Consider the following 25,067-nt stretch of genomic DNA (forward strand, 5'->3'; position numbering starts at 1 on the left):
ATCACATAAAACATTAAAAATCAAAAAGATAAAAAAACTCTCTTATCGGATCACAATGAAATACCAACACGTATACTCAATGTAGAAAATATCATCCCAATAAATAACATAACATGCAAAAAACGAATAAACATCTCAACCTATATCTGACATTTATCTGTAGGCTTCCTCAGTCACAAGAACAAATGATATTTTTCTCTTAGCTATTTGTGTTAAGTTATCATTAACATTAAAAGTTTTTAACGAATGTTCACTACTTCTTTATTTTATTATAACGAATACATTTCTACTTATTTATCTATTCTCTGAATATATTCAAATATATATCTAATCGTTCTCATTATTTTATTCTCTATAAGATGATTGTCTAATATTTCCACAAGCGGATTAAAATAAAACAGCAATAAAACCGAGATAATAAGATCCTTTTTTATAAAAGATCGAGCAGTACTTTGATTACCTGCCAGATAGGCCAAACCTTTAACAAAATTTGTAGAAAATTTGCTGAATGAGCAACAGAATCCTAAGTAAAATCGGGTACACTGCAAACTAAAATCATTACAATGATATTACCACTTTAAATTTCCCTAAGACCGGATACTACAAGCACAGATGTCTTGGATAAATCACAAAAACGCAAGGCTTAACTTTGACAATTTACCGTGATGGTCAGTTAGAGACAGTTTAACCCAAATCACGCCTATCATTTTGTTACAATAACTCGTTGAATACCTATATATCCTATGGATTTCAAGATGCATCGCGACGGCAAGGAAGTAAATCCCCGGGAGCATAGCGAACTATGTGACCGGGGTGAGCGAGTGCAGCCAACAAAGAGGCAACTTGAAAGATAACGGGTATAAACATCAAAATCCTCTCAACACAGTTACATGATAAATCGCCATCTCATTAGACTATAAAAACAACAGGCTTAACCCAACTATACATAGTTAAAACCAACTTTTACTTTACATTATATTAACATTATGTTTTAATTCCATTAAAATATTATTTCATATTAAAACTATATTGTGAAAAATATGAAAAAACTTCTCTCATATGCAACATAAAACTGGATCTTTTATTATCTACTGCTAATATTTTCATTTGTTATCTTTTACAAAAAAAATATGTTTATGAAGTTAATATTGTATAAATATCTCACTTTTATTCTAAATGCATAATTTAAACAATATACGTTGAGGTTATGAATGATGTTAAGAAGAAAAAGGAAGAATCCCACTGATAACAATTTACCTATAAGAGTCTATCGTGGGAGATCTAAATATGAATATCACCCTCCATCAGGAGGTTCAATATCCATTTGTTGTTTAAGTTCACCATTATCTGTCGTTTGGGAGGAATATGAAAAAATTCTTAATAAGGAAAAACAATAACTAAATAATAATATTTCAAATATTATACAGTAAGTACTTTATTTACAGTTATAAAACCAGCGGGAGAACAAACTCCCGTTAGCGGTTTTGCCTAAATACACCAATAATAAAGATTTTTACACGCTATTAAATTAACTATCCAGTTTTAACTTCTCATATCTACTTATCGTTCATCAAACCAAGCTAATCATCCAACTCCTTCTCAAGATAGAAATCTTAAGTCTCCTACTTTGGTTGGCATGAAAACTCTCATCGGATTATTGGAAAAAAAATGGCCAAATATTTGCCATAAGTTCGCAATTCTCTACAAATTTAGAAGATTGCGAATTGCACTCGATGAGAACTAGCACGAGCAGCATTTAGCCAATGAGAAGTAGGATCCAATACGGATCCATGATATGCCTCCACGCTGCCTTATATTCAAGCTTTAAACGAGCTTTCGCGCGGTTCTGCACTGCCCCAAAAGTTGATCATCCGAGCAAAGGAATTCAGCATAGCTCAGACCATTTCAGTATGAGCTGGAAAACACCGTAGCAAAAGGCAATGAAAAAGGGAGGAAATAATGGATAGAAGAATGAGTTAGCAGTAACTTGCAAGAAGTTGCAAGTTACTGGATAACAGCCACCGCCTTAAAAATATATTCTTTGAATAGCAACGCCAGCGCCGCAGCAACGATAAACCATTGAAGTCGATCAAATTTACCTTCAAGTTTATCAAAACGCTTATCTATGGATTCAAAACGCTTATCCATAACATCAAAACGTTTATCAATAGATTCGAAGCGTCTATCTATTAATTCGAATCGCTTATCAATAGATTCAAAGCGTTTATCAATAGATTCAAAGCGTTTATCAAGTGATGCAAAGTTAACCTCGGTCTCACGGCGCAGATTATCCACACTTTCCTGAGTTGCAAGATGTTGCATATTCTGCCCGCGATGTAAGAGAGCATTCAGTACATCACTCGTACTAAACTCTATTTTTTTATCATCTGAGCTACTCATCTTTTACCCCCTCTCCCTATCAGACAGAACGAATATTAACCTCAGTATACACTCTGCCATACATGACTTGCAAAATTTTACGCTTAATAAAACAACAATATATACCCGTCATCTTTCAAGTTGCCTCTTTGTTGGCTGCACTCACTCACCCCGGTCACATAGTTCTCTATGCTCCCGGGGATTCGCTCCCTTGCCGTCGCGATCCATCTTGAAATCCATTGGGTATATACCTTTAAGTACTTGAGATTTTCCAATTAAGACTATAAAGCATAAAAAGGTAAAAACGACAGATAACCACCTGAAAATAGGATAAAAAAACCAGCTAAAGCTCTATTTAGGAAAAAAAATACATAAAATTGCCTTTATGGCAGTTATACAGAAAGCTCCGTAGTGAAGTGACCCTCTATAGCAGTTAGAAAACCTCACGGAAGCATTAGCTACCGTGAAGTTTTTGCAAGATGATAAGATTACATATGCTGGATAATCGCGTCACCAAATTCGCTACATTTCAGCAACTTAGCACCTTCCATCAGACGTTCGAAATCATAAGTCACGGTCTTCGCGGCAATCGCGCCTTCCATACCTTTAACGATCAGATCTGCGGCTTCTGTCCACCCCATGTGACGCAGCATCATTTCAGCGGAAAGAATCACAGAACCTGGATTCACCTTATCCTGACCGGCATATTTAGGTGCTGTACCATGAGTTGCTTCAAACAGAGCACATTCATCACCGATGTTTGCTCCCGGAGCGATACCAATACCACCAACCTGAGCAGCTAGTGCATCAGAAATATAGTCACCATTCAGGTTCATACAGGCGATAACATCATATTCGGCAGGGCGCAACAGAATCTGTTGTAGAAACGCATCTGCGATAACATCTTTGACAATGATCTCTTTACCGTTTTTCGGATTTTTAATTTTCACCCAAGGACCGCCATCCAACAGTTCACCGCCGAACTCTTCACGAGCAAGCTGATAACCCCAGTCTTTGAAAGCACCTTCGGTGAACTTCATAATGTTGCCTTTGTGAACCAGAGTGACAGATTCACGGTCATTATCAATTGCGTATTCGATGGCAGCACGAACTAAGCGTTTAGTACCCTCTTCAGAACAGGGTTTCACACCGATACCACATTGCTGTGGGAAACGGATTTTATTGACGCCCATCTCTTCTTGCAGGAATTTAATCACTTTATCCGCTTCGGCAGACCCCGCTTTCCATTCAATACCGGCGTAAATATCTTCCGCGTTTTCACGGAAAATAACCATATCGGTCAATTCAGGTTGTTTGACCGGGCTTGGCGTTCCCTGGTAATAACGAATAGGACGAAGGCAGACATACAGATCTAATTGCTGGCGCAATGCTACGTTCAGAGAACGAATACCGCCACCAACCGGCGTCGTCAGAGGACCTTTAATGGCGACGCGATATTCACGGATCAGATCCAACGTTTCATCCGGCAACCAAACATCTTTACCGTATACATGAGTCGATTTTTCACCGGTGTAGATTTCCATCCAGGAAATTTTACGCTCACCCTGATAAGCTTTCTGAACCGCTGCATCAACAACTTTCAACATTGCAGGGGTAACATCGACACCAATCCCATCCCCTTCGATATAAGGGATGACCGGGTTATTCGGAACAATCAGTTTACCTTTAGCGTCGACTGTTATTTTTTTACCTTCCGCCGGAATAACTACTTTGCTTTCCATTAACCTCTCCTTTCAAGTAAGCGTAATACCTTGTTAATTTTTTGTAAGGGACGTGTCAATACTACTTGAATATTCTGCGAACGCCAATTGATAGCAGACTAATGTATAATACCCCTTCCATTTTATTCAGTGATCTATGATGACAAATTTCGCTATTAAAAAACACAAACTTAACCGATTCAGCCAAAGAAAAATATCGCATTCTGTCAAAAAACCAACAGTACCTCGTCGAGTGTTGATATTTAACAAACCCTATGATGTTTTACCCCAATTCACTGATGAAATGGGCAGAACAACGTTAAAAGATTTTATCCCGTTCCCTAATGTGTATGCTGCCGGGCGTTTAGATCGTGACAGTGAAGGATTATTAATTCTGACGAATGACGGTAAACTTCAAGCACAGCTAACCCAACCGAATAAAAAAACAGCCAAAGTTTATTATGTGCAAGTTGAAGGCGTTCCAGATGAAATCTCTCTCAATAAGTTACGCAATGGCATCATATTAAAAGATGGGCCTACCCTACCCGCAGGTGTCGAGTTAGTTCATGAACCGACATGGCTCTGGAATCGCCATCCACCGATTCGTGAACGTAAAAATATTCCGGTAAGCTGGTTAAAAATAACACTTTATGAAGGCCGAAATCGTCAAGTGCGCAGAATGACAGCACATATCGGTTTTCCTACACTTCGGCTGATTCGTTTTAGTATGGGAAACTTACAATTAGGCAAGATGAAACCCGGTGAATGGAAGGAGATCAATTTTGTTTAGCCCCCACATCACAGTTGCCTGTGTTGTCCATGCCCAGAATAAATTCCTGGTAGTTGAAGAGACAATTAATGGCAAAGCAGTATGGAATCAACCCGCTGGTCATCTTGAGGCTGGTGAAACATTGTTACAAGCGGCGGAACGCGAATTATGGGAAGAAACCGGTATTCAGGCTAAGCCGCAAGCACTGCTGAAAGTTCATCAGTGGGTTGCGCCAGACAGCACCTCCTTTATCCGTTTTCTGTTTCTAGTTGAAATGGAACAACAAACAGTAACCCATCCACAAGACCATGATATTGACTGTTGCCATTGGGTTACAGCAGAGCAAATATTCAGTAGCCATTATCTTCGTTCTCCACTCGTCGCAGAAAGTATTCGCTGTTACCTGCAAAACGAAAAGCATCCTCTCACCCTACTGGATAGTTATGTTTCTCCGTTTATTTAATAACAAAACAGTGATACGTTTGATGCACCCCGATTTGCAACGTGTTAAAGTACGGCGCTTGTTTTTTTCTCCAGTGAGATTCCCATGTCAGATAACAGCCAGAAAAAAGTCATTGTCGGCATGTCCGGCGGTGTAGATTCCTCCGTTTCCGCCTATTTGCTACAACAACAAGGTTATCAAGTGGCTGGCTTGTTCATGAAGAATTGGGAAGAAGAAGATGATGAAGAGTACTGTTCAGCCGCGACTGATCTGGCTGATGCCCAATCCGTTTGTGATAATTTAGGCATCGAACTTCATACCGTCAATTTTGCTGCCGAATATTGGGATAATGTTTTCGAACATTTTCTCTCTGAATATAGAGCAGGCAGAACACCTAACCCAGATATTCTATGCAACAAAGAAATTAAGTTTAAAGCATTTCTGGAATTTGCTGCTGAGGATTTAGGCGCGGATTACATCGCAACAGGTCATTATGTTCGCCGCAGAGATATTAACGGTAAAAGCCAATTATTACGGGGGCTGGATAGTAATAAAGACCAAAGCTACTTCTTATACACGTTGAGCCACCAGCAAATTGCTCAAAGCCTATTTCCGGTCGGTGAACTGGAAAAACCGGAGGTCCGTCGTATCGCTGAAAAAATTGGTCTGGTGACGGCAAAGAAAAAAGATTCCACCGGTATCTGTTTTATTGGCGAGCGCAAATTCCGTGACTTCCTTGGCCGTTATTTACCAGCCAAACCTGGCCCGATTATGACAGTAGATGGAGAATCCCTTGGTGAACATCAGGGGCTGATGTACCACACGCTGGGTCAACGTAAAGGTCTGGGAATCGGTGGAACGAAAGAAGGCAGCGAAGAGCCGTGGTATGTCATAGATAAAGACGTTCAGAACAACATCCTGATCGTGGCACAAGGGCATGAACACCCCCGTTTAATGTCTACCGGCCTTATTGCTCAGCAACTTCACTGGGTTGACAGACAGACATTAACTGAAGAAATCCATTGCGTCGTCAAAACACGTTATCGTCAGCAAGATATTCCTTGCACTGTCACCCCCATAAACGAAGATAAAATAGCAGTCCGTTTTGCTAACCCTGTCGCCGCAGTCACCCCCGGCCAATCAGCCGTCTTTTATCAGGGTGAAGTTTGTCTTGGCGGTGGAGTGATCGAACAACGTTTGCAGGAGTAATTGTGGCAAAGAATTATTACAACATTACACTAGCGCTGGCGGGAATTTGCCAGTCAGGTCGCTTGGTACAACAACTTTCTCATGAAAACCAGTGTGATACTGATGCTGTTGCCACTATGGTTAACAGCATTTTAAACACCAACCCGGCATCTGTTTTAGATGTGTTCGGCAATCATGAACGCAATCTGAAAATTGGGCTGAACGCAATGCTAGGGATGTTTAATAGTTCTAACAATGGTATTTCTGCCGATCTTACCCGCTATATCTTGAGTCTGATAGCATTGGAGCGCCGGCTAATTAAAAATCAGGCAGCTTCCGATGCATTGGGTAACCGTATCAGTTTACTAGAACGTCAACAGGCATATTTCGAACCCATGTCAGAAGGGATGTTCAACGCGTTGGCCGGTATTTATGTCGATGTTATCAGCCCATTAGGTCCACGTATCCAAGTGACTGGTTCCCCTGATATTCTGCGCAATCCACTTGTACAAGCGAAAGTCCGGACTATTCTACTGGCTGGCGTCCGTTGCGCGGTCTTATGGCAACAAGTTGGCGGTGGTCGCTTGCAATTAATGTTTTCTCGTCAACGCCTGATCCAACAGGCGAAAGATATTCTTTCTCATTGTTAAATAAAATCCGGGAGTTGCTACCAATGGAATTATCCTCACTGACTGCTGTTTCTCCAATCGATGGCCGTTACGGCGATAAAGTCAGCGCATTACGTACCATTTTTAGTGAGTTTGGCTTACTGAAATTCCGCGTGCAGGTTGAAGTACGTTGGCTGCAAAAACTGGCAGAATGTGCTGAAATTAAAGAAGTTCCCGCTTTTGATACAGACGCAAACGCTTACCTGAATGAAATCATCGCAAATTTCAATGAACAGGATGCAATGCGTATTAAAACTATCGAACGCACCACTAACCACGATGTCAAAGCAGTGGAATATTTTCTGAAAGAGAAAGTTGCGCATATTCCTGCACTACATCAAGTTTCTGAGTTTATTCACTTTGCCTGTACTTCTGAAGATATTAGCAATCTAGCTTATGCGCTGATGCTACAAACAGCCCGTGAAGAAGTACTTTTACCTCAATGGCGCCAGATGATTGATACCATCAAAAAAATGGCGAGTGAATATCGAGACTTACCCCTGTTATCTCGCACTCACGGCCAACCAGCCACACCTTCCACGGTTGGTAAAGAGTTTGCCAATGTTGCTCACCGAATGGAACGCCAGTATCGTCAACTGGAACAATCCGAAATACTCGGCAAAATTAATGGCGCCGTGGGTAACTATAATGCCCATATAGCCGCTTACCCACAGGTTGATTGGCATCAGTTTAGTGAAACTTTTGTGACTTCACTCGGCATCACATGGAATCCATACACGACCCAAATCGAACCCCATGATTATATTGCTGAATTGTTCGATACCATCGCCCGTTTCAACACGATTCTGATCGATTTTGACCGTGACATTTGGGGTTACATCGCACTTAACCATTTCAAACAGAAAACAGTTGCCGGTGAAATCGGTTCTTCCACTATGCCACACAAAGTCAATCCAATTGATTTTGAAAACTCGGAAGGCAATTTGGGGCTGGCAAATGCGGTATTTGGTCATCTGGCAAGCAAGTTACCGATTTCCCGCTGGCAACGAGATCTGACTGATTCAACCGTATTACGTAACCTTGGTGTTGGCCTGGGATATGCTCTGATCGCTTATCAAGCTACGATGAAAGGCTTAAATAAGTTGGAAGTCAATGAGCAGCACTTACTGGATGAGCTAGATCAAAACTGGGAAGTGCTTGCTGAACCTATCCAGACAGTAATGCGTCGCTATGGTATCGAAAAGCCTTATGAAAAACTCAAAGAACTTACCCGTGGCAAACGCGTCAATAGTGAAGGAATGAAAACCTTTATCGATGGGCTGGATTTACCGGAAGAAGAGAAAATACGACTGAAAGCCATGACGCCGGCAAATTATATTGGCCGTGCAATTACACTGGTTGATGAATTGAAGTAGTTGATATTCAACAGACGGATAAAACATCCGTCTGTTGCTACTCTTATATAAACCAATCCCAAACATACTTTAAAGTTATATTCTCTATTTCCACTTAACGTCTTGCTGTTACAGATCCATGTATCTAACATATTCAGCCAGAACCATGACATTGAATTTTTTACCGGCAGTTTTGTCTATATAACAGTCCGAATGAATTGATTATTACAATAACTGCCTGCTGGAGTTGAGAAGGATTATTCCATGCGGATATTGATCGTTGAAGACAACATGTTACTGCGTCACCATTTAACGGTACAGCTTCGCGACACCGGTCATCTAGTTGATGCCGCTGCAAACGCCAAAGAAGCCGATTACTATCTGGTCGAGAGCGAACCCGATATTGCCATTGTTGATCTTGGTTTGCCCGGAGAAGATGGTTTGAGTTTGATCCGTCGCTGGCGCCAAAAAGATGAAAAACTCCCCATTCTTGTTTTGACCGCCCGCGAAAGCTGGCAAGAAAAAGTCACGGTTCTTGATGCAGGAGCAGATGATTATGTTACCAAGCCCTTTCATCTTGAGGAAATTATTGCCCGTATGCAGGCACTCCTACGCCGTAATAATGGGCTGGTTTCTCAGATTATTGAATTCCCACCTTTCAAAATTGATCTGTCACGCAAGGAATTTACAGTTTACGGGGAGAGCGTCAAACTAACGGCGTTTGAATACCGAATCATTGAAATACTGATGTGTAATAGTGACAAAGTTGTCACTAAAGAGTCATTAATGCGTCAATTATATCCCGATGCTGAACTACGCGAAGGTCACTCCATCGATGTCTTAATCGGCCGACTAAGAAAAAAAATATTAGATATTTGGCCTTATGAAGCTATCGTGACTGTCCGGGGCCAAGGCTATCGCTTTGATGTGTAAAACTTTCATGGGTAAAAAAGTGCTTAAGCACAAAAAGCAGCCTTTCTCACTCCGTACCCGGTTTTTAATGGCAACAGCTGCGGTTATTCTTGCTCTTACCATGTCTTACGGTATTGTTGCCATTGTCGGTTACCTGGTCAGTTTTGATAAAACCGCTTATACACTGCTACGCAGTCAGAGTAATCTATTTTTCAGCCTTGCTCAATGGAATAACAATCAGCTGGATATTTCAGTACCCCCCAATTTCACACTGAATAACCCATCATTGGTTCTGATTTATAACAACAAAGGTACCATCCTCTGGCGTCAACACCATATCCCAAAAGTCGAAAACTCTATTCCTAGTGAATGGTTAAAAGAAGACGGTTTATATGAACTGGATACTGATCTAAAAAGCAGCCGGGATTTGCTAAAAAACTCGGCTAACACACAAGGACAATTAGGTAAACTTAATTCACTTGACGAAAATGAAGATAATGAGCTAACTCACTCCGTTTCTGTCAACAGATATAGTGCGACAGCTCATTTGCCAGCGTTAACGATTGTAGTCATCGATACCATTCCACAGGATTTACAAAAATCGGTTCTGGTGTGGGAATGGTTCGGTTATGTATTGATTGCCAATCTTATTCTGGTTATCCCATTAATCTGGCTGGCAGCACACTGGAGTTTACGGCCAATTAAATCGCTTATTCATCAGATCAGTTCATTAGAAAAAGGTGAACGGGAAAAACTGGATGAAAATCCACCGACAGAGCTGCGGGGGCTAGTTCGTAACCTTAATGTGTTGCTCAATAATGAACGCAATCGCTATACAAAATACCGAACAACACTGGCTGATCTGACACACAGCTTGAAAACGCCACTGGCTGTTTTACAATCAACTCTCCGTTCTTTGCGTGACAGCAAACAAATGACTATTCAACAGGCAGAACCTATCATGCTTGAGCAAATTGGCCGTATTTCTCAGCAGATAGGCTATTATCTGCATCGTGCCAGTATGCGCAGTGAACACAGCACTATTATGCGGAAAGTCTCTTCTGTTCCTGCTTTACTAGATAGCCTGTGCAGCGCTTTAACAAAAGTCTATCAGCGTAAAGGTGTCAGTCTCACGTTAGATGTCTCACCGGAGATCACTTGGCTTGGTGAGAAAAATGATTTTATGGAAGTCATGGGTAATGTGTTGGAAAACGCCTGTAAGTACTGCCTTAAATTTGTTGAGATCTCTGTGACGATTGATCACGATTCGGTAATGATTATTGTCGATGACGATGGTCCAGGGGTGCCAATTGAAAAATGGGACATGATTTTCCAGCGAGGTCAACGTGTTGATACTTTGAAGCCTGGTCAAGGGCTTGGATTGTCAATTGCTTCTGAAATTATCGAACAATATAAAGGCGATATCAGTATCAGTGACAGTCCACTTGGTGGTGCCAGAATTTGCGTTATGTTCCGATGCCAGCAAATTAATGACGATGATTAGTTAAATATGCCAGTGTAGTCTGATACTGAGTTTAACTATTCGTTATAATACCTTGAAATTCACTTCACACTCAGGATGTCACTATGGACTATCAGTTGAATCTGGACTGGCAGGCATTTTTGCATAATCATTGGCAAAAACGGCCTTTACTGATTAAACAAGGCTTCCGTCAATTCATTGATCCCCTCACTCCCGATGAACTCGCGGGGCTGGCTATGGAAAATGAAGTTGACTGCCGTCTGGTCAGCCAGAAAAATGGCCGTTGGGATGTCTCTCATGGTCCATTCGAAAGTTACGATCATTTAGGTGAAAAAGAGTGGTCGCTGCTGGTACAAGCGGTTAATCACTGGCACCATCCTTCCGCCGCATTAATGCAACCATTCCGCGTATTATCTGACTGGCGGATAGATGATCTGATGGTCTCCTTCTCCGTTCCCGGTGGTGGTGTTGGTCCGCATCTAGATCAATACGATGTGTTTATCATTCAAGGAATGGGCCGCCGTCGCTGGCGCGTTGGGAAAAAGCTACCAATGGAACAACGCTGCCCTCACCCCGATCTATTACAGGTCGATCCCTTTAATGCCGTTATTGACGAAGAGATGGAACCAGGTGATATTCTCTATATCCCACCAGGATTTCCTCATGAAGGTTATTCCATCGAAGATTCACTAAATTATTCAGTTGGTTTCCGCGCCCCCAATTCCCGTGAACTGTTCAGTAGCTTCGCCGATTATGTGCTGGCTAGTGATTTAGGCAGCTATCGTTATAGCGATCCCGATCTGACTTTCCGAGAAAATCCAGCGTTGGTCCAACCGCATGAACTATCAGCGCTACACACCATGATGAACGAGTTATTAGCACAGCCTGACACTTTCCAGCAATGGTTTGGTGAATTCATCTCTCAGTCACGGCATGAACTTGATATTGCTCCACCAGAGCCACCTTATGAAAGTGATGAAATTTATGAATTAATGAAACAAGGTGAAAATCTCCACCGCCTTAACGGATTACGGGTTATCCGGGTTGGTGATCAGTGCTTTGTTAACGGTGAATTAATAGATACACCTCATATTAAAGCGGCTGATGTTCTTTGCTGCCATTATGAAATTAATGCAGAAATGCTTGGTGAAGCGATAGATGATGCTCGTTTTATCAGACTGCTCACTGCATTGGTCAATAGTGGTTACTGGTACTTTAATGATTGATACCTCACCTCAAGAGGTTAATTTCAATAAGGTTGATTTCAATAATGTTGATTTCAATATAGTTATCAAAGGCCATTAATTTGTTCAACGTCTAAACTCGTTATTAACTCACGGCCTGGTGACTAACTCTCCCCACTAAATCACAAGTGATTATAGTGGGGCTTCTTAAGTTCGCTTCGCTCTCAATTAGCATTCAGGAAGGAGAATTCCGCACAGTTTGTTAAGAACTTGTAGCGCCCGGATTTGCCGTTAATATCCGATCAAATTAACTAGTGCTGCAAAACGCCTGACTCATTTCCGACTTTTTAGACAACAGTGCGGTTAATTCAGCAATACGTATGACAACACTTACAGCCTGCTCCATTCCTTCCAACGAAACAAATTCATGTTTGCCATGATAATTATACCCCCCCATGAATATATTCGGGCAAGGTAAACCACGAAACGACAATTGTGCGCCATTAGTACCACCACGAATCGGTTTAATAACGGGTTCAATATTACAATCCAGCATTGCTTGTTTGGCAATCTCAATAACATGCGGATATTTGATAACTTCATCATGCATATTGTAATAATTGTCATCGATAGTCAGTTCGATATAACAACCCGGATGCAGCCCCTCACCGACTTTTTCAGCAATTTTAATCATCTTCTTTTTACGTTTTTCGAAGTTATTCCGATCAAAATCACGAATGATATAGTGCATTTCAGCACACTCAACCGTGCCTTTAATACGTTGCAAATGATAGAAACCTTCATATCCATCGGTATGTTCCGGTGTCTCTTCCGATGGCAATGCTTGATGGATATGGATCGCCAGTGATAAGGCATTGATCATCACATTTTTAGCACTACCAGAGTGAACATTATTACCAACAATCTTAACGGTTACTACCGCTGCATTGAAATTTTCAAATGCCAGTTCACCTACACCACCACCATCTACGGTGTATGCCCACTCAGCATCAAATGAATTAATATCAAAATAGCGTGCTCCCTTACCTATCTCCTCATCAGGCGTAAACGCAATTCGAATATCACCATGTAAGATATTGCTATTTTTCAGACGAACCATTGCAGTAATGATTTCTGCAATACCCGCTTTATCATCGGCACCAAGCAGCGTTTTACCATCGGTGGTAATCAAGGTTTTCCCCAACATATTATGCAAGATAGGAAACATAACCGGCGATAACACTTCATTACCCGCACCCAGAGCAATTTCACCACCTCGATAATTTTCCAACATTTGTGGACTTATATTTTTTCCAGAAAAATCAGGTGAAGTATCAAGGTGAGCAATAAAACCGATAGCAGGTACAGGCCAAGATGTATTGGCAGGTAATGTTGCCATAACACAGCCATGAGCATCCTGTACCACATTAGAAAAACCTAATTCGATCAACTCCTGTTTCAGCGCTTTGGCGAGTTCGAGCTGCCCATGACTACTGGGAATCGTCTTTGCTGACGGCTTTGACTGAGTATCAAAAGATATGTATTTAAAAAAACGTTCTAGTAATCTGTCCATTATTCTCTTCCCCCGGGGATTTTGTTACCCATTATGAGGAAGAGAAACACAATAATTATTGCGTCAAATCAGCTTTAAATTCTTTAATACTCTCAATTAACCTTCGAGCATACTCATCTACTATCTTACTGGCTGGTCCATAATGCTTTTCATCAAATAAACTTTCTACTTGACTCGGTTCCAGGTTCAGCTCTACCGTGTGCGCCCCAGCCAGTTTAGCTTCATGTACAAATCCAGCCGCAGGATAAACATGACCAGAGGTGCCGATAGCGATAAAAATATCTGCCTGAGCCAGTGCAGAATAAATCCGTTCCATCTCCAAAGGCATTTCACCAAACCAAACAACATGTGGACGCAATGGCGAGGGGAACTGACAACAATGGCAACGTTCATCTATCGTCAAATCGTCTGTCCACTCAAACACTTGCCCAGATTGGCAACAACGAATTTTGAACAACTCACCATGCATATGCACCGTGCGATAGCTGCCCGCCCGCTCATGAAGATTATCGATATTCTGAGTAATCAACAAAAAATTATCGCCAAGCTCATGCTCCAGCGCGGCTAAAGCATAATGCGCTGCGTTCGGTTTTATTTCTGATTGCTGAAGTTGATGACGCCGGGCATTATAAAATGCCTGCACCAATTCTGGATCCTTCTGAAATCCCTCAGGTGTAGCAACATCTTCCACCCGATGTTCTTCCCACAACCCATCAGAGGAGCGGAAAGTCCGAATACCCGATTCAGCCGAAATACCGGCTCCTGTCAATACCACGATGTAAGGTTTTTTCATATTAATCGCCAAACGATTATCCCTATAAAAAATCCGGCTACGAAATCTCTGCTGTCTCAAACGCTTAACCTTACGAAGCCGACCAAGCCGACTAAGCCGACGACAAATTCGCATACTGATTTCCTTCAAGATTTCTTAAATATTGCTTAGGTTTCTATTTTTTATACCATAACGTTTTGATTAGCTCATGCCAATAATAGATTAATTATTTTCCACTTAAAATTCGTGCCGGATCAAGTCTACTTGCTCGTCTCGCCGGATACCAACTGGCTAATAAACTCAGAATCAGAGCCGTCGCCAGAACATACAGAACATCCATGCCATGTAACTCAGATGGCAGGAAATCAATGAAGTAAACATCACCGGAAAGAAATTGATGCCCGATCAGCTTTTCCAGCCCATGAATAAGCGCCGTCAGATTCAGTGATGCCAACACGCCAGCTATAGCACCGGCAATACTGCCCGTCATCCCCGTCAGTAACCCATACCAGAGAAAAACTGCTCTAATTTGCCTATCCTTAGCGCCGAGGGTTCGCAGGATAGCAATATCACTGCTTTTATCTTTTACCGCCATAATCAGGGTAGAAACGATATTAAAACACGCCACGCCAATCACCAGAATCATCGCCAGATACATAATGCTACGTACCATCTGAATATCATGATACATATAGCCGTAATTTCTTATCCAACTGCTGATATAGACATATTCCTGTGATGCTTCCCCGGCAAGCCTTACTCGTTGATCAGCGGCAAACACATCATCAACCTTGATCGCAATGCCAGTGATCCCTTGCCCATAATCCAAATATTGTTGAGCATCGGCCAAAGGGACCAAAGCCAAACTATGATCAAGCAAACCACTCAATCGAAAAATTCCGCTAACTTGTAAACGAATCCGTTTTGGTTGCAACAATTTCATTTCGGGATCATTGTTCGGGATCATAACAGTCAGCCAGTCACCCTGTTTAACCTTCAAGGCATTAGCGACTCCCTGCCCCAGAATGACCTGTTGATGACCCGCCTGAAAATTTTGCCAAGCATTATCTTGTACAAATTGAGGTAATGAGCTGACCTGAGCCTCAGTGGTTAAATCAACCCCTTTCACCTGAACCGCATGCAAGCTGGCGCCTTTTTCCATCAATCCAGTGAAAGTAATATAAGGTGAAGCAGCAACCACACCGATAGTGTTTTTTACCCGTTCCAATGCAGGCTGCCACTGTTCAAAAGGCTGATGAACCGTATAAATTTCACCATGAGGAACAACAGAAAGGATGCGGTTTCTCAATTCTCGTTCAAAACCATTCATGGCACTTAGACCAATAATGAGAACAGCGACACCAAGCATAATCCCTAGCGTAGAAATCACAGAAATCAGAGAGACCATACCGCCCCGGCGACGCCCGCGACTAAATCGCAAGGCAGTGACCAAAGAGAGAGGCAAATTCGCCATTACAACGCTCCCGTCACGGTCAATTCATCCTGTAAATAACCATCACGCATCTCCACCTGACGATTTAATCTGCCGGCAAGATTCAAATCATGGGTGACAACCAGAAATGCCGTGCCTTGCTGCCGGTTAAGCTCACCCAGTAATGCAAAGATACTATCTGCATTACGTAAATCGAGGTTACCGGTAGGTTCATCCGCTAAAACTAAAGAAGGTTCATTAACCAACGCTCTGGCAATTGCCACACGCTGGCGTTCCCCCCCTGACAATTCTGATGGACGGTGATGAGCGCGCTTCTCCAAACCAACAGCCGCCAGCATTTCGAATGCTTTCTTCTGTACCTGACTGCGATTTTTACCGCCAATTAACAGTGGCATAGCGACATTCTCGATCGCATTAAAATCTGGCAACAGATGGTGAAACTGATAAATAAAGCCCAATTCATGATTTCGCAGTTCTGCCCTGGCTCCGGAGGACATTTTATTCAACGAGCGCCCTTTAAAAAGGACTTCACCAGAAGTCGGTGTATCCAACCCACCAAGCAAATGCAGAAGCGTACTCTTACCTGAGCCGGAACTTCCCACAATCGCCATCATTTCACTCTGATTGATAGCAAAAGTGACATTTTTCAGCACTTCAGTCAGTACTTGACCTTCCTGGTATTTTTTACACAGATTATTACACAACAATAGTGGTTGATTATTCATAACGCAAAGCCTCAGCAGGTTGGATGGCAGCAGCACGCCAGGAAGGATATAACGTAGACAATAGGGCAATCGCCATCGCTGAAATTGCGATTGTAGCAACCTGTAGCGGCTCAATGGCAACAGGCAACTCAACACCTGAGGTCAATAAGCCAATAAGTGGCATTAAGTTATTAAGCTGACTGGAAAGCAGAACACCAAGCCCAGTTCCCAGTAAAGTGCCGATGATCCCGGCTCCCGCTCCCTGGATCATAAAAATCGCCATAACCTGACGACGTACCAGTCCCTGTGTCTGCAAAATCGCCACTTCTCCCTGTTTTTCCATTACCAGTAAACCAAGCGAAGTGATGATATTGAATGCAGCCACGGCAATAATCAGGCTTAACAATAAGCCCATCATATTTTTTTCCATCCTGACCGCTTGGAAAAACTCACCTTTACGTTCGCGCCAATCCTTCCATAACAACCCTTCTGGTAGGGTTTGTAAGCTCAAACTATCTACAGCCAATGGTTCTGAGAGATAGAGACGCCAGCCAGTAATGTGACCTGGCGGATAGCGCATCAGACGAGCAGCATCTTGCTGATTAACCAGAATCTGTGTGCCATCGACTTCGCTATTAGACGCAAAAGTGCCAATAACAGTAAATAGACGCTGACTGGGAATACGCCCCATTGGTGTCAACTGACTTGCGCCAGGTACCATCAGGCGAATGCGATCACCGCGTTTTACTCCAAGCTCCCCGGCGACTCTTTCGCCCAAAATAGCATTGTAGCTACCGGGTGCAAGTTGATGACGATAAGCGCCGGTTAAATATTCAGTCAGCGGTTCATATTCATCAAAAGCGATACCCAACATTACACCAACACCGACATTCCGGGCGCTTTGCAATACCACATCACCCATCACCAATGGCGTAATCCTGTTAACCTGCTTTAGATCCGCAAGTTCACTGACAGGATGTGTTTTTGGGTCTAGCGAGCCATTTACCGACGTCACAACCGCCTGTGGCATAAAGCCAAGAATACTGGTTTCCAGCGAACGCTCAAAACCATTCATCACGGACAATACTGTAATTAATGCGGCAACACCGAGAGTAATGCCAATTGCTGACAGCCAGGAAACAAACCGACCAAATTTATCAGCCGCCCGACCACGCATATACCGCAAACCTATAAATAATGAGACAGATTGAAACATGAAATCTGCTACGCCCCTGTTGCCAAAGCAAAGTGTTCGGGGATAATAAAGGGTAGTTATATTTTATGGAACCACCAACATCCAGATTCTGTGGTTTTTTTATTTTCTCTCAACCAGCCAGCGTGTTTACTCGAAGACCATTATGTGTCGAAAGCCTGTTGGGAATGGACTGAATCATAGAGAACACATTTACGCCTATGTCCTCAAAATATCGTTATAAACTTCCCGAACGTCGCGGTGATAACCGTCAATTAGGCCAACTTACTGGTGCTGCTTGCGCTGTAGAGTGTGCTGAAATTGTCGAACGCCATCCAGGCCCTGTCGTACTGATAACCAAGGATATGCAAAACGCCTTACGTCTGCATGATGAAATCCATCAGTTTACCGACTGCTCTATTGATCTCCTTTCCGATTGGGAAACACTGCCATATGACAGCTTCTCTCCTCATCAGGAAATCATTTCCAACCGTCTGTCTACACTTTACCGTCTGCCGACGATGACCAAAGGTGTTTTAATCCTGCCGATAAATACCTTAATGCAACGGGTTTGCCCTCATGAGTACCTTAACGGGCATGCACTAGTCATGCACAAAGATCAGAGGCTCTCACGAGATAAACTCCGTACTGAATTAGAACAAGCTGGCTATCGTAGTGTCGAACAAGTTCTTGAACACGGCGAATTTGCTACTCGTGGCTCATTACTTGATCTTTTCCCAATGGGAAGTGAGCATCCCTATCGTATTGATTTTTTCGATGATGAAATCGATAGCTTACGCATTTTCGATGTTGACAGCCAACGTACGCTGACTGAGGTTAAACAAATCAACCTACTGCCTGCTCATGAATTCCCAACAGATAAAGAGACTATTGAACTGTTTCGCAGCCAGTGGCGGGAACGTTTTGAAGTCCGTCGTGACAATGAGCATATTTATCAGCAAGTCAGTAAAGGTACGTTACCGGCCGGGATAGAATACTGGCAACCGTTGTTTTTTAGCCAACCCTTGCCTTCATTGTTTGATTATCTACCCGACAACACCTTGCTTATCAGTCAAGAAATAAACCATTCCGCTGAACGTTTTTGGCAGGACATCCAACAACGCTTTGAGAGCCGTAAAATTGACCCAATGCGCCCTCTCTTACCCCCAGAAGAGCTTTGGCTTCCGGCTGATAATTTATTCTCAGCGCTAAAAAACTGGCCCCGCATTCAACTTAAAGCAGAAGAATTGAGCAAAAAAGCGAGTCACGTAAATCTTGATTATCAACTGCTGCCTGATCTCTCCGTTGTTGCGCAAAATAAGGCACCTCTGGATAAGCTTCGCCGTTTCCTTGAACAATTCAGTGGCCGCGTTATTTTCTCTGTTGAGAGTGAAGGACGGAAAGAAACGTTACAGGAATTATTGTCACGAATAAAGATTAAACCCATTAAAATCAGCAAATTGCATCAAGCACAACAGCCAGGTCACTTTTTGATGATTGGTGCCGCTGAACATGGTTTTATCGATACAAAGAATGAACTGGCTCTAATCTGTGAAAGCGACATGCTTGGTGAACGTGTTGTTCGCCGCCGTCAAGATACCCGCCGCACGATTAACACCGATACCCTGATCCGTAACCTTGCAGAATTACGCCCCAGCCAGCCAGTGGTCCATTTGGAACATGGCGTTGGCCGTTACCAAGGGCTAACTACGCTAGAAGCAGGTGGTATCAAAGCTGAATATCTGATCTTAAGTTATGCTGGTAACGACAAACTTTATGTTCCGGTCTCTTCCCTGCATTTGATCAGCCGCTACGCAGGTGGTGCTGATGAAAATGCCCCATTACATAAATTGGGCGGAGAGGCATGGAACAAAGCCCGCCAGAAAGCTGCCGAAAAAGTACGCGATGTGGCTGCGGAGTTGCTTGACATTTATGCTCACCGCGCCGTAAAACCAGGATTTGCGTTTAAACATGATTGGGAACAATACCAATTATTCTGTCAAAGCTTTCCATTTGAAACGACTCCAGACCAGGAACAGGCAATTAACGCAGTTCTGAATGATATGTGTCAGCCAGTCGCTATGGATCGCTTAATTTGCGGTGATGTAGGCTTTGGCAAAACCGAAGTTGCAATGCGCTCCGCATTTCTGGCAGTCCATAATGACAAGCAAGTGGCGGTCCTAGTTCCGACAACACTGCTGGCTCAGCAACATTTTGATAATTTCCGCGACCGTTTTGCTAATTGGCCTGTACGTATTGAGATGATATCCCGTTTCCGCAGCGCCAAGGAACAGCAACAAATCGTTGAAATGGCAGCCGAAGGTAAAGTCGATATTATTATTGGTACACATAAACTGCTACAAAGCGACTTGCGCTGGAAAGACCTTGGTTTGTTAATTGTCGATGAAGAGCACCGGTTTGGTGTTCGCCACAAAGAGCAGATCAAAGCCATGCGTGCCGATGTCGATATTCTGACCCTCACCGCAACCCCAATTCCACGAACGCTCAATATGGCAATGAGTAGTATGCGGGATCTCTCAATTATTTCGACCCCGCCCGCTCGCCGTCTGGCTGTCAAAACTTTCGTGCGCGAGTATGACAGTTTGGTGGTACGAGAAGCCATACTGCGTGAAGTTTTGCGCGGTGGTCAAGTCTACTACCTCTATAATGATGTTGAAAATATTGAGAAAGCGAAGCTGCGTCTTGAAGAATTAGTACCAGAAGCACGGATCGCCATTGGTCATGGGCAGATGCGTGAACGGGATTTGGAACGGGTGATGACCGATTTCCATCATCAACGATTTAATGTTCTGATTTGTACCACCATTATTGAGACAGGCATCGATATTCCAAGCGCCAATACCATCATTATTGAACGTGCTGACCATTTTGGCCTAGCCCAACTGCATCAATTACGGGGGCGTGTCGGACGTTCTCACCATCAGGCTTATGCTTACCTGCTGACACCACATCCGAAAGCAATGACAGCCGATGCACACAAACGTCTGGAAGCTATCGCCTCCCTTGAAGATTTAGGTGCGGGTTTTGCACTGGCAACTCACGATCTTGAAATCCGTGGAGCCGGCGAACTCCTAGGTGAAGAACAAAGTGGTCAGATGACAACAATTGGCTTCACTCTCTACATGGAGCTGTTAGAAAGCGCTATCGATGCATTAAAAGCAGGCCGAAAACCTTCACTTGAAGACTTAACCAATAGTCAAACTGACGTTGAATTGCGGATGCCTATTTTGTTACCTGATGATTATATTCCTGATGTCAATATGCGTTTGTCTTTTTATAAACGTATTGCCAGCGCCAAAAACGCATCAGAATTAGCAGAATTGAAGGTTGAATTGATAGACCGGTTCGGCATATTACCTGATCCGGGGCGCCACTTATTACAATCAGCAGCCATTCGCCTGTTAGCTCAGAAATTAGGTATTAAACGAATAGAAGCCCATGAAAAAGGAGGGTTTATCGAGTTTAGTGAGGAAAATAAAGTTGATCCAACTTATCTTATCGGCCTGTTACAAAAACAACCTGAAATTTATCGCTTGGACGGCCCCGCTAAACTGAAATTCATTACTGACCTGAACGAAAGAACGACACGCCTAGAATTCATTCAGCAATTACTTGATACTTTTGAACATCATCCAATCTGCTCTTAAGTCACTTCACTTCCCCTATGATTGATTGTCAGTCTGTGGGGGAGTAGATTTGAAGATGCATCGCGATGGCATGGGAGTGAATCCCCGGGAGCATAGGTAATTAAGGGTAAACTTGGTTTTCGTAAAATAATAACCGGATATGATCATAATTATAATAATAGCCTTTATTATCAACCTCATGCAGTAATTTACCTTTTACTTTAATGATCTCTTCTTTCATTAAAGTCATAATTTTTCCTTATAAAATACTAGGTTTTATAATTTTCATAAATATATTAGTAAGTAAAGGAAAAGGCCTTACCCACTTTATTTAAGATAAATTTCAGAAAAAATTGCCAATATGAAATTATCAACCGATCCATTTTACCTACACTAATTTAGTTTTAAGGATATTTTACTATAGTGGTCGTACCAGATCCCTTATATCCTAATAGTCTTGCCAAACAGTACCTTAATGTAACAATCAATCAAATATATTGATTAACTATATAAATCATATTCAAACATATTGTTTATTGTTAAATAGATTATTAGATATTCTCAAATATTATATTATTTTTTAATTGCATTATTCTACACTTCGCCTATACCAATTAGTGAAAATGCTGTTTATCTATTTTTAAAGAAATCAAAGAATAGATATGACAACAAGTATGGAAACCATAATGATGCAAAGTGTTACCGATAATAATATTACTTCCGAGAGTATTTCCTTTAATAATATTTCTATGCAGATTCTGCACGAACTGTTGCAATATCGCAGGCGTCTTACTGATCTAGGGAGAGATTCCGTTAAAGAAGAAAATATTATTAAATCTGTACAATTACCTAGAATTGAATACTTCATCAGGAATAATAAACCTATCGAATTCATTTTACCGGCATTCCCAACCAAGTCACCAAACAGAAATAAAGTACTTGGTACTTCCCCTGATATGGCAGAACGCTTGTCTTTGATTTTTCTTAATTCTCTTTGCCAGCGTATTCAGCTTTATTATCCGCCAGGCGCTCGCATTATTATTTGCTCTGATGGTCATGTCTTTGGTGATCTGATTCGTGTCAGTGATAATGTTATCAGTCAATATCATGAAGATATTAAACAATTACTTCATGAAGTGGGTGCTATCAATTTAAGCACATTTAACCTTAACGACGATAAAGAACTCTGCGAACATAGTGATGATTTCAATTTACAGAGACAGATGTTAGTCAGACATTATGCCCGTTCGGAAGAATCTATCAAAGATGAACTGTTGCAAAATAGTGATGGATTACAACTATATCGCGCAGTCACCCGTTTCTTATATGAAGACAGCTTATTACCCGGCTATACCGGATCAAATAATGCCCTACAAAAAGATGCCAAACAAAGAGCCATCGGTGTTATTCAACGAAGTTGGGCGTGGGGAAGTTTATTAGATACTCATTTTCCAAAAGCCATACGTTTATCTATTCATCCTCAGCCAGCAGACAGTATTAAATTTGGTATTCATATGATGCCAACCCGGGATGATTGGTTAACCCCTTGGCATGGTGTCGCAGCCAATGTAAATGGGCAATTTATACTTATGAAACATAAAGAAGTTCAGATGATGGGCGGAAAATTAGTAAATATTCATGGAAAACCCAGTCACTATGTAATTTGAAGGAAAATAGCGATGACAGAATTAAATAGCTTTCAGACAGAAGAAATAACCCCTTTTGGTTTAAAAATTACGCCTCAATTTTCCGATCAACATATTGATACTTTATCAGTGGAACAACTGAAAGAACTGGCTAGAAAACACCATCTGCTTATATTACGTGGTTTTAAATCTGATTTATCTGATCACGAAAAATATGAAGAATATGCCCGTAATTGGGGAGAAATAATGATGTGGCCGTTTGGTGCTATTTTAGATGTTCGTGAACATCAAGATGCTACCGATCACGTTTTTGATAACAGCTATATGCCGTTGCACTGGGATGGCATGTATAAACCAACAATTCCCGAATTTATTATGTTCCATTGCGCCCACGCACCTGAAAGCGACCAAGGGGGCAGGACAACCTTTGTCAATACTCGTCGTGTTGTTGCTAATGCTACTCAACAGCAATTAGAACAGTGGAAGAATATATCGATTACTTACCGCATTAATAAAGTCACTCATTATGGTGGGGAAGTTCACTCTCCTTTAGTGGAAGAACATCCGGACAGAAACGGATTCGTTATCAGATATAACGAACCGGCAGTAGATGGAGAAAAATTCCTAAATAAACATGCTATTGAATATCATAATATCAGCCCTGATCAAGTAGCAGAATTTCAACAAGATTTTATCAATATATTATATGATAAGCGCCATTTATATGCTCATGCATGGAAAAAAGGTGATCTGGTGATTGTGGATAATTTCTCTCTGCTACATGGACGTGAAGGATTTACTTCCAAATCAGAACGGCATTTACAGAGAATCCATATTCAATCTAATCCGGTATTTAATAATCAGGCGTTAAGATCATAGTATTATTATACAACGAAGAACCAGAAAGATTATTTGACTTCCACTGCAATATATTGGAAGTCAAATGACTATCTTTACGGAAAATTGCATTTATTAATCGAATCCACCACTTATTTCAATTTCAAAAACAAACTCTTTTATGAATTCAATATTATTTCTATGTGCAAATTTTATTTTTGAGAAAAATCTGCAATGAATAAAAAAAACAAGAATTGCAAATACTCCAATAAAATAGCCAGTAAAGGAAATTAAGCTTCCATTTTTAATAAATTCAAACCAAATTCCAGATATATAAACAATAAATAATATCATCATGGAAAAATTAGCAAGTTTGTTTTTATTAAAAAAACAAAAATCAAAAAATAGCAATGGAGATTTTACACTTCTTAGTGAAACTTTTCTGCTCAAGCCAAAATAGATGAAGCAGGCAAGAAACCCCAACAGACTCAAAACCATCAAAATAAACGGAATATATACAATCATGCTCATTTATCCTTAAACTCATGTTTATATATTTCAGTGCCAACTTTGCCATTCATGTCTGTTTCACCTAATGGAGTTTCCCTTGAAATACCACCCCAGCCAATTGAAGGCCCTACACCAAGTGATACACCTATTCCATCTTTTCCTGCTGATATTCCAAATGAACCATCGCCAAGAGCATTATTTTCCACAATAGACATTTTATTTCTCCTCCTTGTTTTTGTTTAATGAAGAAATTTTCTTGCAAAATTCTTGTATTAGACTAAATAAATAAATAAAAAATCCAAATATTGCCCCACCACTACCGCCTACTTTTATACTGAATTTTAATCCATTAATAGCTGGTTGAATATCTAAAAGAAAATACCCTTCTTTAAAAAAGATAATAAGGTACGTTAAAGGAATACTAATCATACAACATACTGAAAAAATCATTCCCCACCCCAATACTAGATAGATAAATTGTTTTAGTCTAAAAATAATGCCCCTTTTATTGTTAATGCCAGTCAGTTAAGCAACTGACTGGCTGTTTTTCTGGGCTTTTCTGTATTTGTAAGGTCTTTCCTTTACTACCCTCGGGAAGGCTCTTTTTCTCCTTACCGGGAGCTTCACTAACT

The 25,067-nt window shown here is 41.5% G+C and carries 22 protein-coding genes; 11 read left to right on the top strand and 11 right to left on the bottom strand.

The features are described 5' to 3' along the window. Nucleotides 1–2,004: 2,004 nt before the first annotated feature. Nucleotides 2,005–2,400: a hypothetical protein gene (locus ACGF5R_RS11240; RefSeq protein WP_112877754.1), complete on the bottom strand. Its 396-nt coding sequence runs from the start codon at nt 2,398–2,400 to the stop codon at nt 2,005–2,007. 467 nt (nt 2,401–2,867) lie between these two features. Further along, nucleotides 2,868–4,121: an NADP-dependent isocitrate dehydrogenase gene (gene icd / locus ACGF5R_RS11245; protein ID WP_112877755.1), complete on the bottom strand. Its 1,254-nt coding sequence runs from the start codon at nt 4,119–4,121 to the stop codon at nt 2,868–2,870. 139 nt (nt 4,122–4,260) lie between these two features. Here icd and rluE point away from each other — a divergent pair, with 139 nt between their 5' ends. From rluE to ACGF5R_RS11285, 8 genes are all read left to right on the top strand, one after another. Continuing rightward, nucleotides 4,261–4,890 (top strand): 23S rRNA pseudouridine(2457) synthase RluE, encoded by a 630-nt coding sequence (gene rluE, locus ACGF5R_RS11250; RefSeq protein ID WP_387690888.1) that lies wholly within the window; start codon nt 4,261–4,263, stop codon nt 4,888–4,890. Further along, nucleotides 4,883–5,332 carry an NUDIX hydrolase gene (locus tag ACGF5R_RS11255; RefSeq protein ID WP_387690890.1) on the top strand — a complete coding sequence of 150 codons (450 nt, stop codon included), beginning with the start codon at nt 4,883–4,885 and terminating at the stop codon, nt 5,330–5,332. The genes rluE and ACGF5R_RS11255 overlap by 8 nt, the downstream gene beginning before the upstream one ends. Nucleotides 5,333–5,416: 84 nt before the next feature. Beyond that, entirely contained in the window at nt 5,417–6,520 is a 1,104-nt protein-coding gene (mnmA, locus tag ACGF5R_RS11260) for a tRNA 2-thiouridine(34) synthase MnmA (protein WP_387690892.1), read from the top strand. Between the two features lie 2 nt (nt 6,521–6,522). Continuing rightward, entirely contained in the window at nt 6,523–7,149 is a 627-nt protein-coding gene (gene hflD, locus ACGF5R_RS11265) for a high frequency lysogenization protein HflD (RefSeq protein ID WP_387690894.1), read from the top strand. A gap of 23 nt (nt 7,150–7,172) precedes the next feature. After that, nucleotides 7,173–8,543 (top strand): adenylosuccinate lyase, encoded by a 1,371-nt coding sequence (gene purB / locus ACGF5R_RS11270; protein ID WP_387690895.1) that lies wholly within the window; start codon nt 7,173–7,175, stop codon nt 8,541–8,543. A 243-nt stretch (nt 8,544–8,786) separates the two neighbouring features. Next, nucleotides 8,787–9,455: a two-component system response regulator PhoP gene (gene phoP, locus ACGF5R_RS11275; protein ID WP_011147027.1), complete on the top strand. Its 669-nt coding sequence runs from the start codon at nt 8,787–8,789 to the stop codon at nt 9,453–9,455. 19 nt (nt 9,456–9,474) lie between these two features. Next, complete coding sequence (gene phoQ / locus ACGF5R_RS11280) at nt 9,475–10,938, top strand: two-component system sensor histidine kinase PhoQ (RefSeq protein WP_112879564.1); 1,464 nt, start codon at nt 9,475–9,477, stop codon at nt 10,936–10,938. A gap of 83 nt (nt 10,939–11,021) precedes the next feature. After that, nucleotides 11,022–12,143 carry a cupin domain-containing protein gene (locus ACGF5R_RS11285; protein WP_112879559.1) on the top strand — a complete coding sequence of 374 codons (1,122 nt, stop codon included), beginning with the start codon at nt 11,022–11,024 and terminating at the stop codon, nt 12,141–12,143. Nucleotides 12,144–12,408: 265 nt separating this feature from the next. On the opposite strand, the gene pepT is transcribed toward ACGF5R_RS11285, so the two are convergent. The 5 genes from pepT to lolC all read right to left on the bottom strand — a co-directional run bounded on the left by pepT (nt 12,409) and on the right by lolC (nt 17,819). Next, nucleotides 12,409–13,674, bottom strand: coding sequence for a peptidase T (pepT, locus tag ACGF5R_RS11290; protein ID WP_112879558.1), 1,266 nt, complete (start codon nt 13,672–13,674; stop codon nt 12,409–12,411). Between the two features lie 55 nt (nt 13,675–13,729). Next, the gene (gene cobB / locus ACGF5R_RS11295; protein WP_387690897.1) at nt 13,730–14,581 is read right to left on the bottom strand and encodes a Sir2 family NAD+-dependent deacetylase; all 852 of its coding nucleotides are present in this window, start codon (nt 14,579–14,581) and stop codon (nt 13,730–13,732) included. A 91-nt stretch (nt 14,582–14,672) separates the two neighbouring features. Beyond that, complete coding sequence (gene lolE, locus ACGF5R_RS11300) at nt 14,673–15,920, bottom strand: lipoprotein-releasing ABC transporter permease subunit LolE (protein WP_112879555.1); 1,248 nt, start codon at nt 15,918–15,920, stop codon at nt 14,673–14,675. Beyond that, nucleotides 15,920–16,624, bottom strand: coding sequence for a lipoprotein-releasing ABC transporter ATP-binding protein LolD (gene lolD / locus ACGF5R_RS11305; RefSeq protein WP_112879554.1), 705 nt, complete (start codon nt 16,622–16,624; stop codon nt 15,920–15,922). The genes lolE and lolD overlap by 1 nt, the downstream gene beginning before the upstream one ends. Further along, nucleotides 16,617–17,819, bottom strand: coding sequence for a lipoprotein-releasing ABC transporter permease subunit LolC (lolC, locus tag ACGF5R_RS11310; RefSeq protein ID WP_112879553.1), 1,203 nt, complete (start codon nt 17,817–17,819; stop codon nt 16,617–16,619). The genes lolD and lolC overlap by 8 nt, the downstream gene beginning before the upstream one ends. Before the next feature lie 197 nt (nt 17,820–18,016). On the opposite strand from lolC, the gene mfd reads away from it, so the two are divergent. The 3 genes from mfd (at nt 18,017) to ACGF5R_RS11325 (ending at nt 23,967) form a co-directional block, all read left to right on the top strand. Then, the gene (gene mfd, locus ACGF5R_RS11315) at nt 18,017–21,463 is read left to right on the top strand and encodes a transcription-repair coupling factor (protein ID WP_387690899.1); all 3,447 of its coding nucleotides are present in this window, start codon (nt 18,017–18,019) and stop codon (nt 21,461–21,463) included. Nucleotides 21,464–22,131: 668 nt separating this feature from the next. Beyond that, nucleotides 22,132–23,109, top strand: a complete 978-nt coding sequence (pvcA, locus tag ACGF5R_RS11320; RefSeq protein WP_112879563.1) for an L-tyrosine isonitrile synthase — start codon at nt 22,132–22,134, stop codon at nt 23,107–23,109. Between the two features lie 12 nt (nt 23,110–23,121). After that, nucleotides 23,122–23,967 (top strand): TauD/TfdA family dioxygenase, encoded by an 846-nt coding sequence (locus ACGF5R_RS11325; protein WP_112879551.1) that lies wholly within the window; start codon nt 23,122–23,124, stop codon nt 23,965–23,967. Nucleotides 23,968–24,060: 93 nt separating this feature from the next. On the opposite strand, the gene ACGF5R_RS11330 is transcribed toward ACGF5R_RS11325, so the two are convergent. The 4 genes from ACGF5R_RS11330 to ACGF5R_RS11345 all read right to left on the bottom strand — a co-directional run. Continuing rightward, nucleotides 24,061–24,450, bottom strand: a complete 390-nt coding sequence (locus ACGF5R_RS11330) for a hypothetical protein (protein ID WP_112879550.1) — start codon at nt 24,448–24,450, stop codon at nt 24,061–24,063. Nucleotides 24,451–24,452: 2 nt separating this feature from the next. Then, on the bottom strand, nt 24,453–24,650 hold the full coding sequence (locus ACGF5R_RS11335; protein ID WP_112879549.1) for a polymorphic toxin type 25 domain-containing protein: 198 nt from the start codon (nt 24,648–24,650) through the stop codon (nt 24,453–24,455). A 1-nt stretch (nt 24,651) separates the two neighbouring features. Continuing rightward, complete coding sequence (locus ACGF5R_RS11340; protein WP_387690901.1) at nt 24,652–24,885, bottom strand: hypothetical protein; 234 nt, start codon at nt 24,883–24,885, stop codon at nt 24,652–24,654. 75 nt (nt 24,886–24,960) lie between these two features. Beyond that, nucleotides 24,961–25,067: hypothetical protein (locus tag ACGF5R_RS11345; RefSeq protein ID WP_387690388.1), on the bottom strand; the 107-nt coding region annotated here is incomplete at its 5' end.

It is taken from the genome of Photorhabdus sp. RM71S, assembly GCF_042879355.1.
In the GTDB taxonomy this organism is placed as follows: Bacteria; Pseudomonadota; Gammaproteobacteria; order Enterobacterales; family Enterobacteriaceae; genus Photorhabdus; species Photorhabdus kayaii.

What these genes read in the sequence shown, in the direction of transcription:
- lolE (WP_112879555.1), bottom strand. Translation starts at nt 15,920, where the DNA reads ATGGCGAATTTGCCTCTCTCTTTGGTCACTGCCTTGCGATTTAGTCGC.
- mnmA (WP_387690892.1), top strand. Translation starts at nt 5,417, where the DNA reads ATGTCAGATAACAGCCAGAAAAAAGTCATTGTCGGCATGTCCGGCGGT.
- ACGF5R_RS11340 (WP_387690901.1), bottom strand. Translation starts at nt 24,885, where the DNA reads ATGATTTTTTCAGTATGTTGTATGATTAGTATTCCTTTAACGTACCTT.
- ACGF5R_RS11240 (WP_112877754.1), bottom strand. Translation starts at nt 2,400, where the DNA reads ATGAGTAGCTCAGATGATAAAAAAATAGAGTTTAGTACGAGTGATGTA.
- ACGF5R_RS11325 (WP_112879551.1), top strand. Translation starts at nt 23,122, where the DNA reads ATGACAGAATTAAATAGCTTTCAGACAGAAGAAATAACCCCTTTTGGT.
- ACGF5R_RS11285 (WP_112879559.1), top strand. Translation starts at nt 11,022, where the DNA reads ATGGACTATCAGTTGAATCTGGACTGGCAGGCATTTTTGCATAATCAT.
- purB (WP_387690895.1), top strand. Translation starts at nt 7,173, where the DNA reads ATGGAATTATCCTCACTGACTGCTGTTTCTCCAATCGATGGCCGTTAC.
- lolD (WP_112879554.1), bottom strand. Translation starts at nt 16,624, where the DNA reads ATGAATAATCAACCACTATTGTTGTGTAATAATCTGTGTAAAAAATAC.
- icd (WP_112877755.1), bottom strand. Translation starts at nt 4,121, where the DNA reads ATGGAAAGCAAAGTAGTTATTCCGGCGGAAGGTAAAAAAATAACAGTC.
- rluE (WP_387690888.1), top strand. Translation starts at nt 4,261, where the DNA reads ATGACAAATTTCGCTATTAAAAAACACAAACTTAACCGATTCAGCCAA.
- pvcA (WP_112879563.1), top strand. Translation starts at nt 22,132, where the DNA reads ATGCAAAGTGTTACCGATAATAATATTACTTCCGAGAGTATTTCCTTT.
- mfd (WP_387690899.1), top strand. Translation starts at nt 18,017, where the DNA reads ATGTCCTCAAAATATCGTTATAAACTTCCCGAACGTCGCGGTGATAAC.
- pepT (WP_112879558.1), bottom strand. Translation starts at nt 13,674, where the DNA reads ATGGACAGATTACTAGAACGTTTTTTTAAATACATATCTTTTGATACT.
- ACGF5R_RS11335 (WP_112879549.1), bottom strand. Translation starts at nt 24,650, where the DNA reads ATGTCTATTGTGGAAAATAATGCTCTTGGCGATGGTTCATTTGGAATA.
- phoP (WP_011147027.1), top strand. Translation starts at nt 8,787, where the DNA reads ATGCGGATATTGATCGTTGAAGACAACATGTTACTGCGTCACCATTTA.
- cobB (WP_387690897.1), bottom strand. Translation starts at nt 14,581, where the DNA reads ATGCGAATTTGTCGTCGGCTTAGTCGGCTTGGTCGGCTTCGTAAGGTT.
- ACGF5R_RS11330 (WP_112879550.1), bottom strand. Translation starts at nt 24,450, where the DNA reads ATGATTGTATATATTCCGTTTATTTTGATGGTTTTGAGTCTGTTGGGG.
- lolC (WP_112879553.1), bottom strand. Translation starts at nt 17,819, where the DNA reads ATGTTTCAATCTGTCTCATTATTTATAGGTTTGCGGTATATGCGTGGT.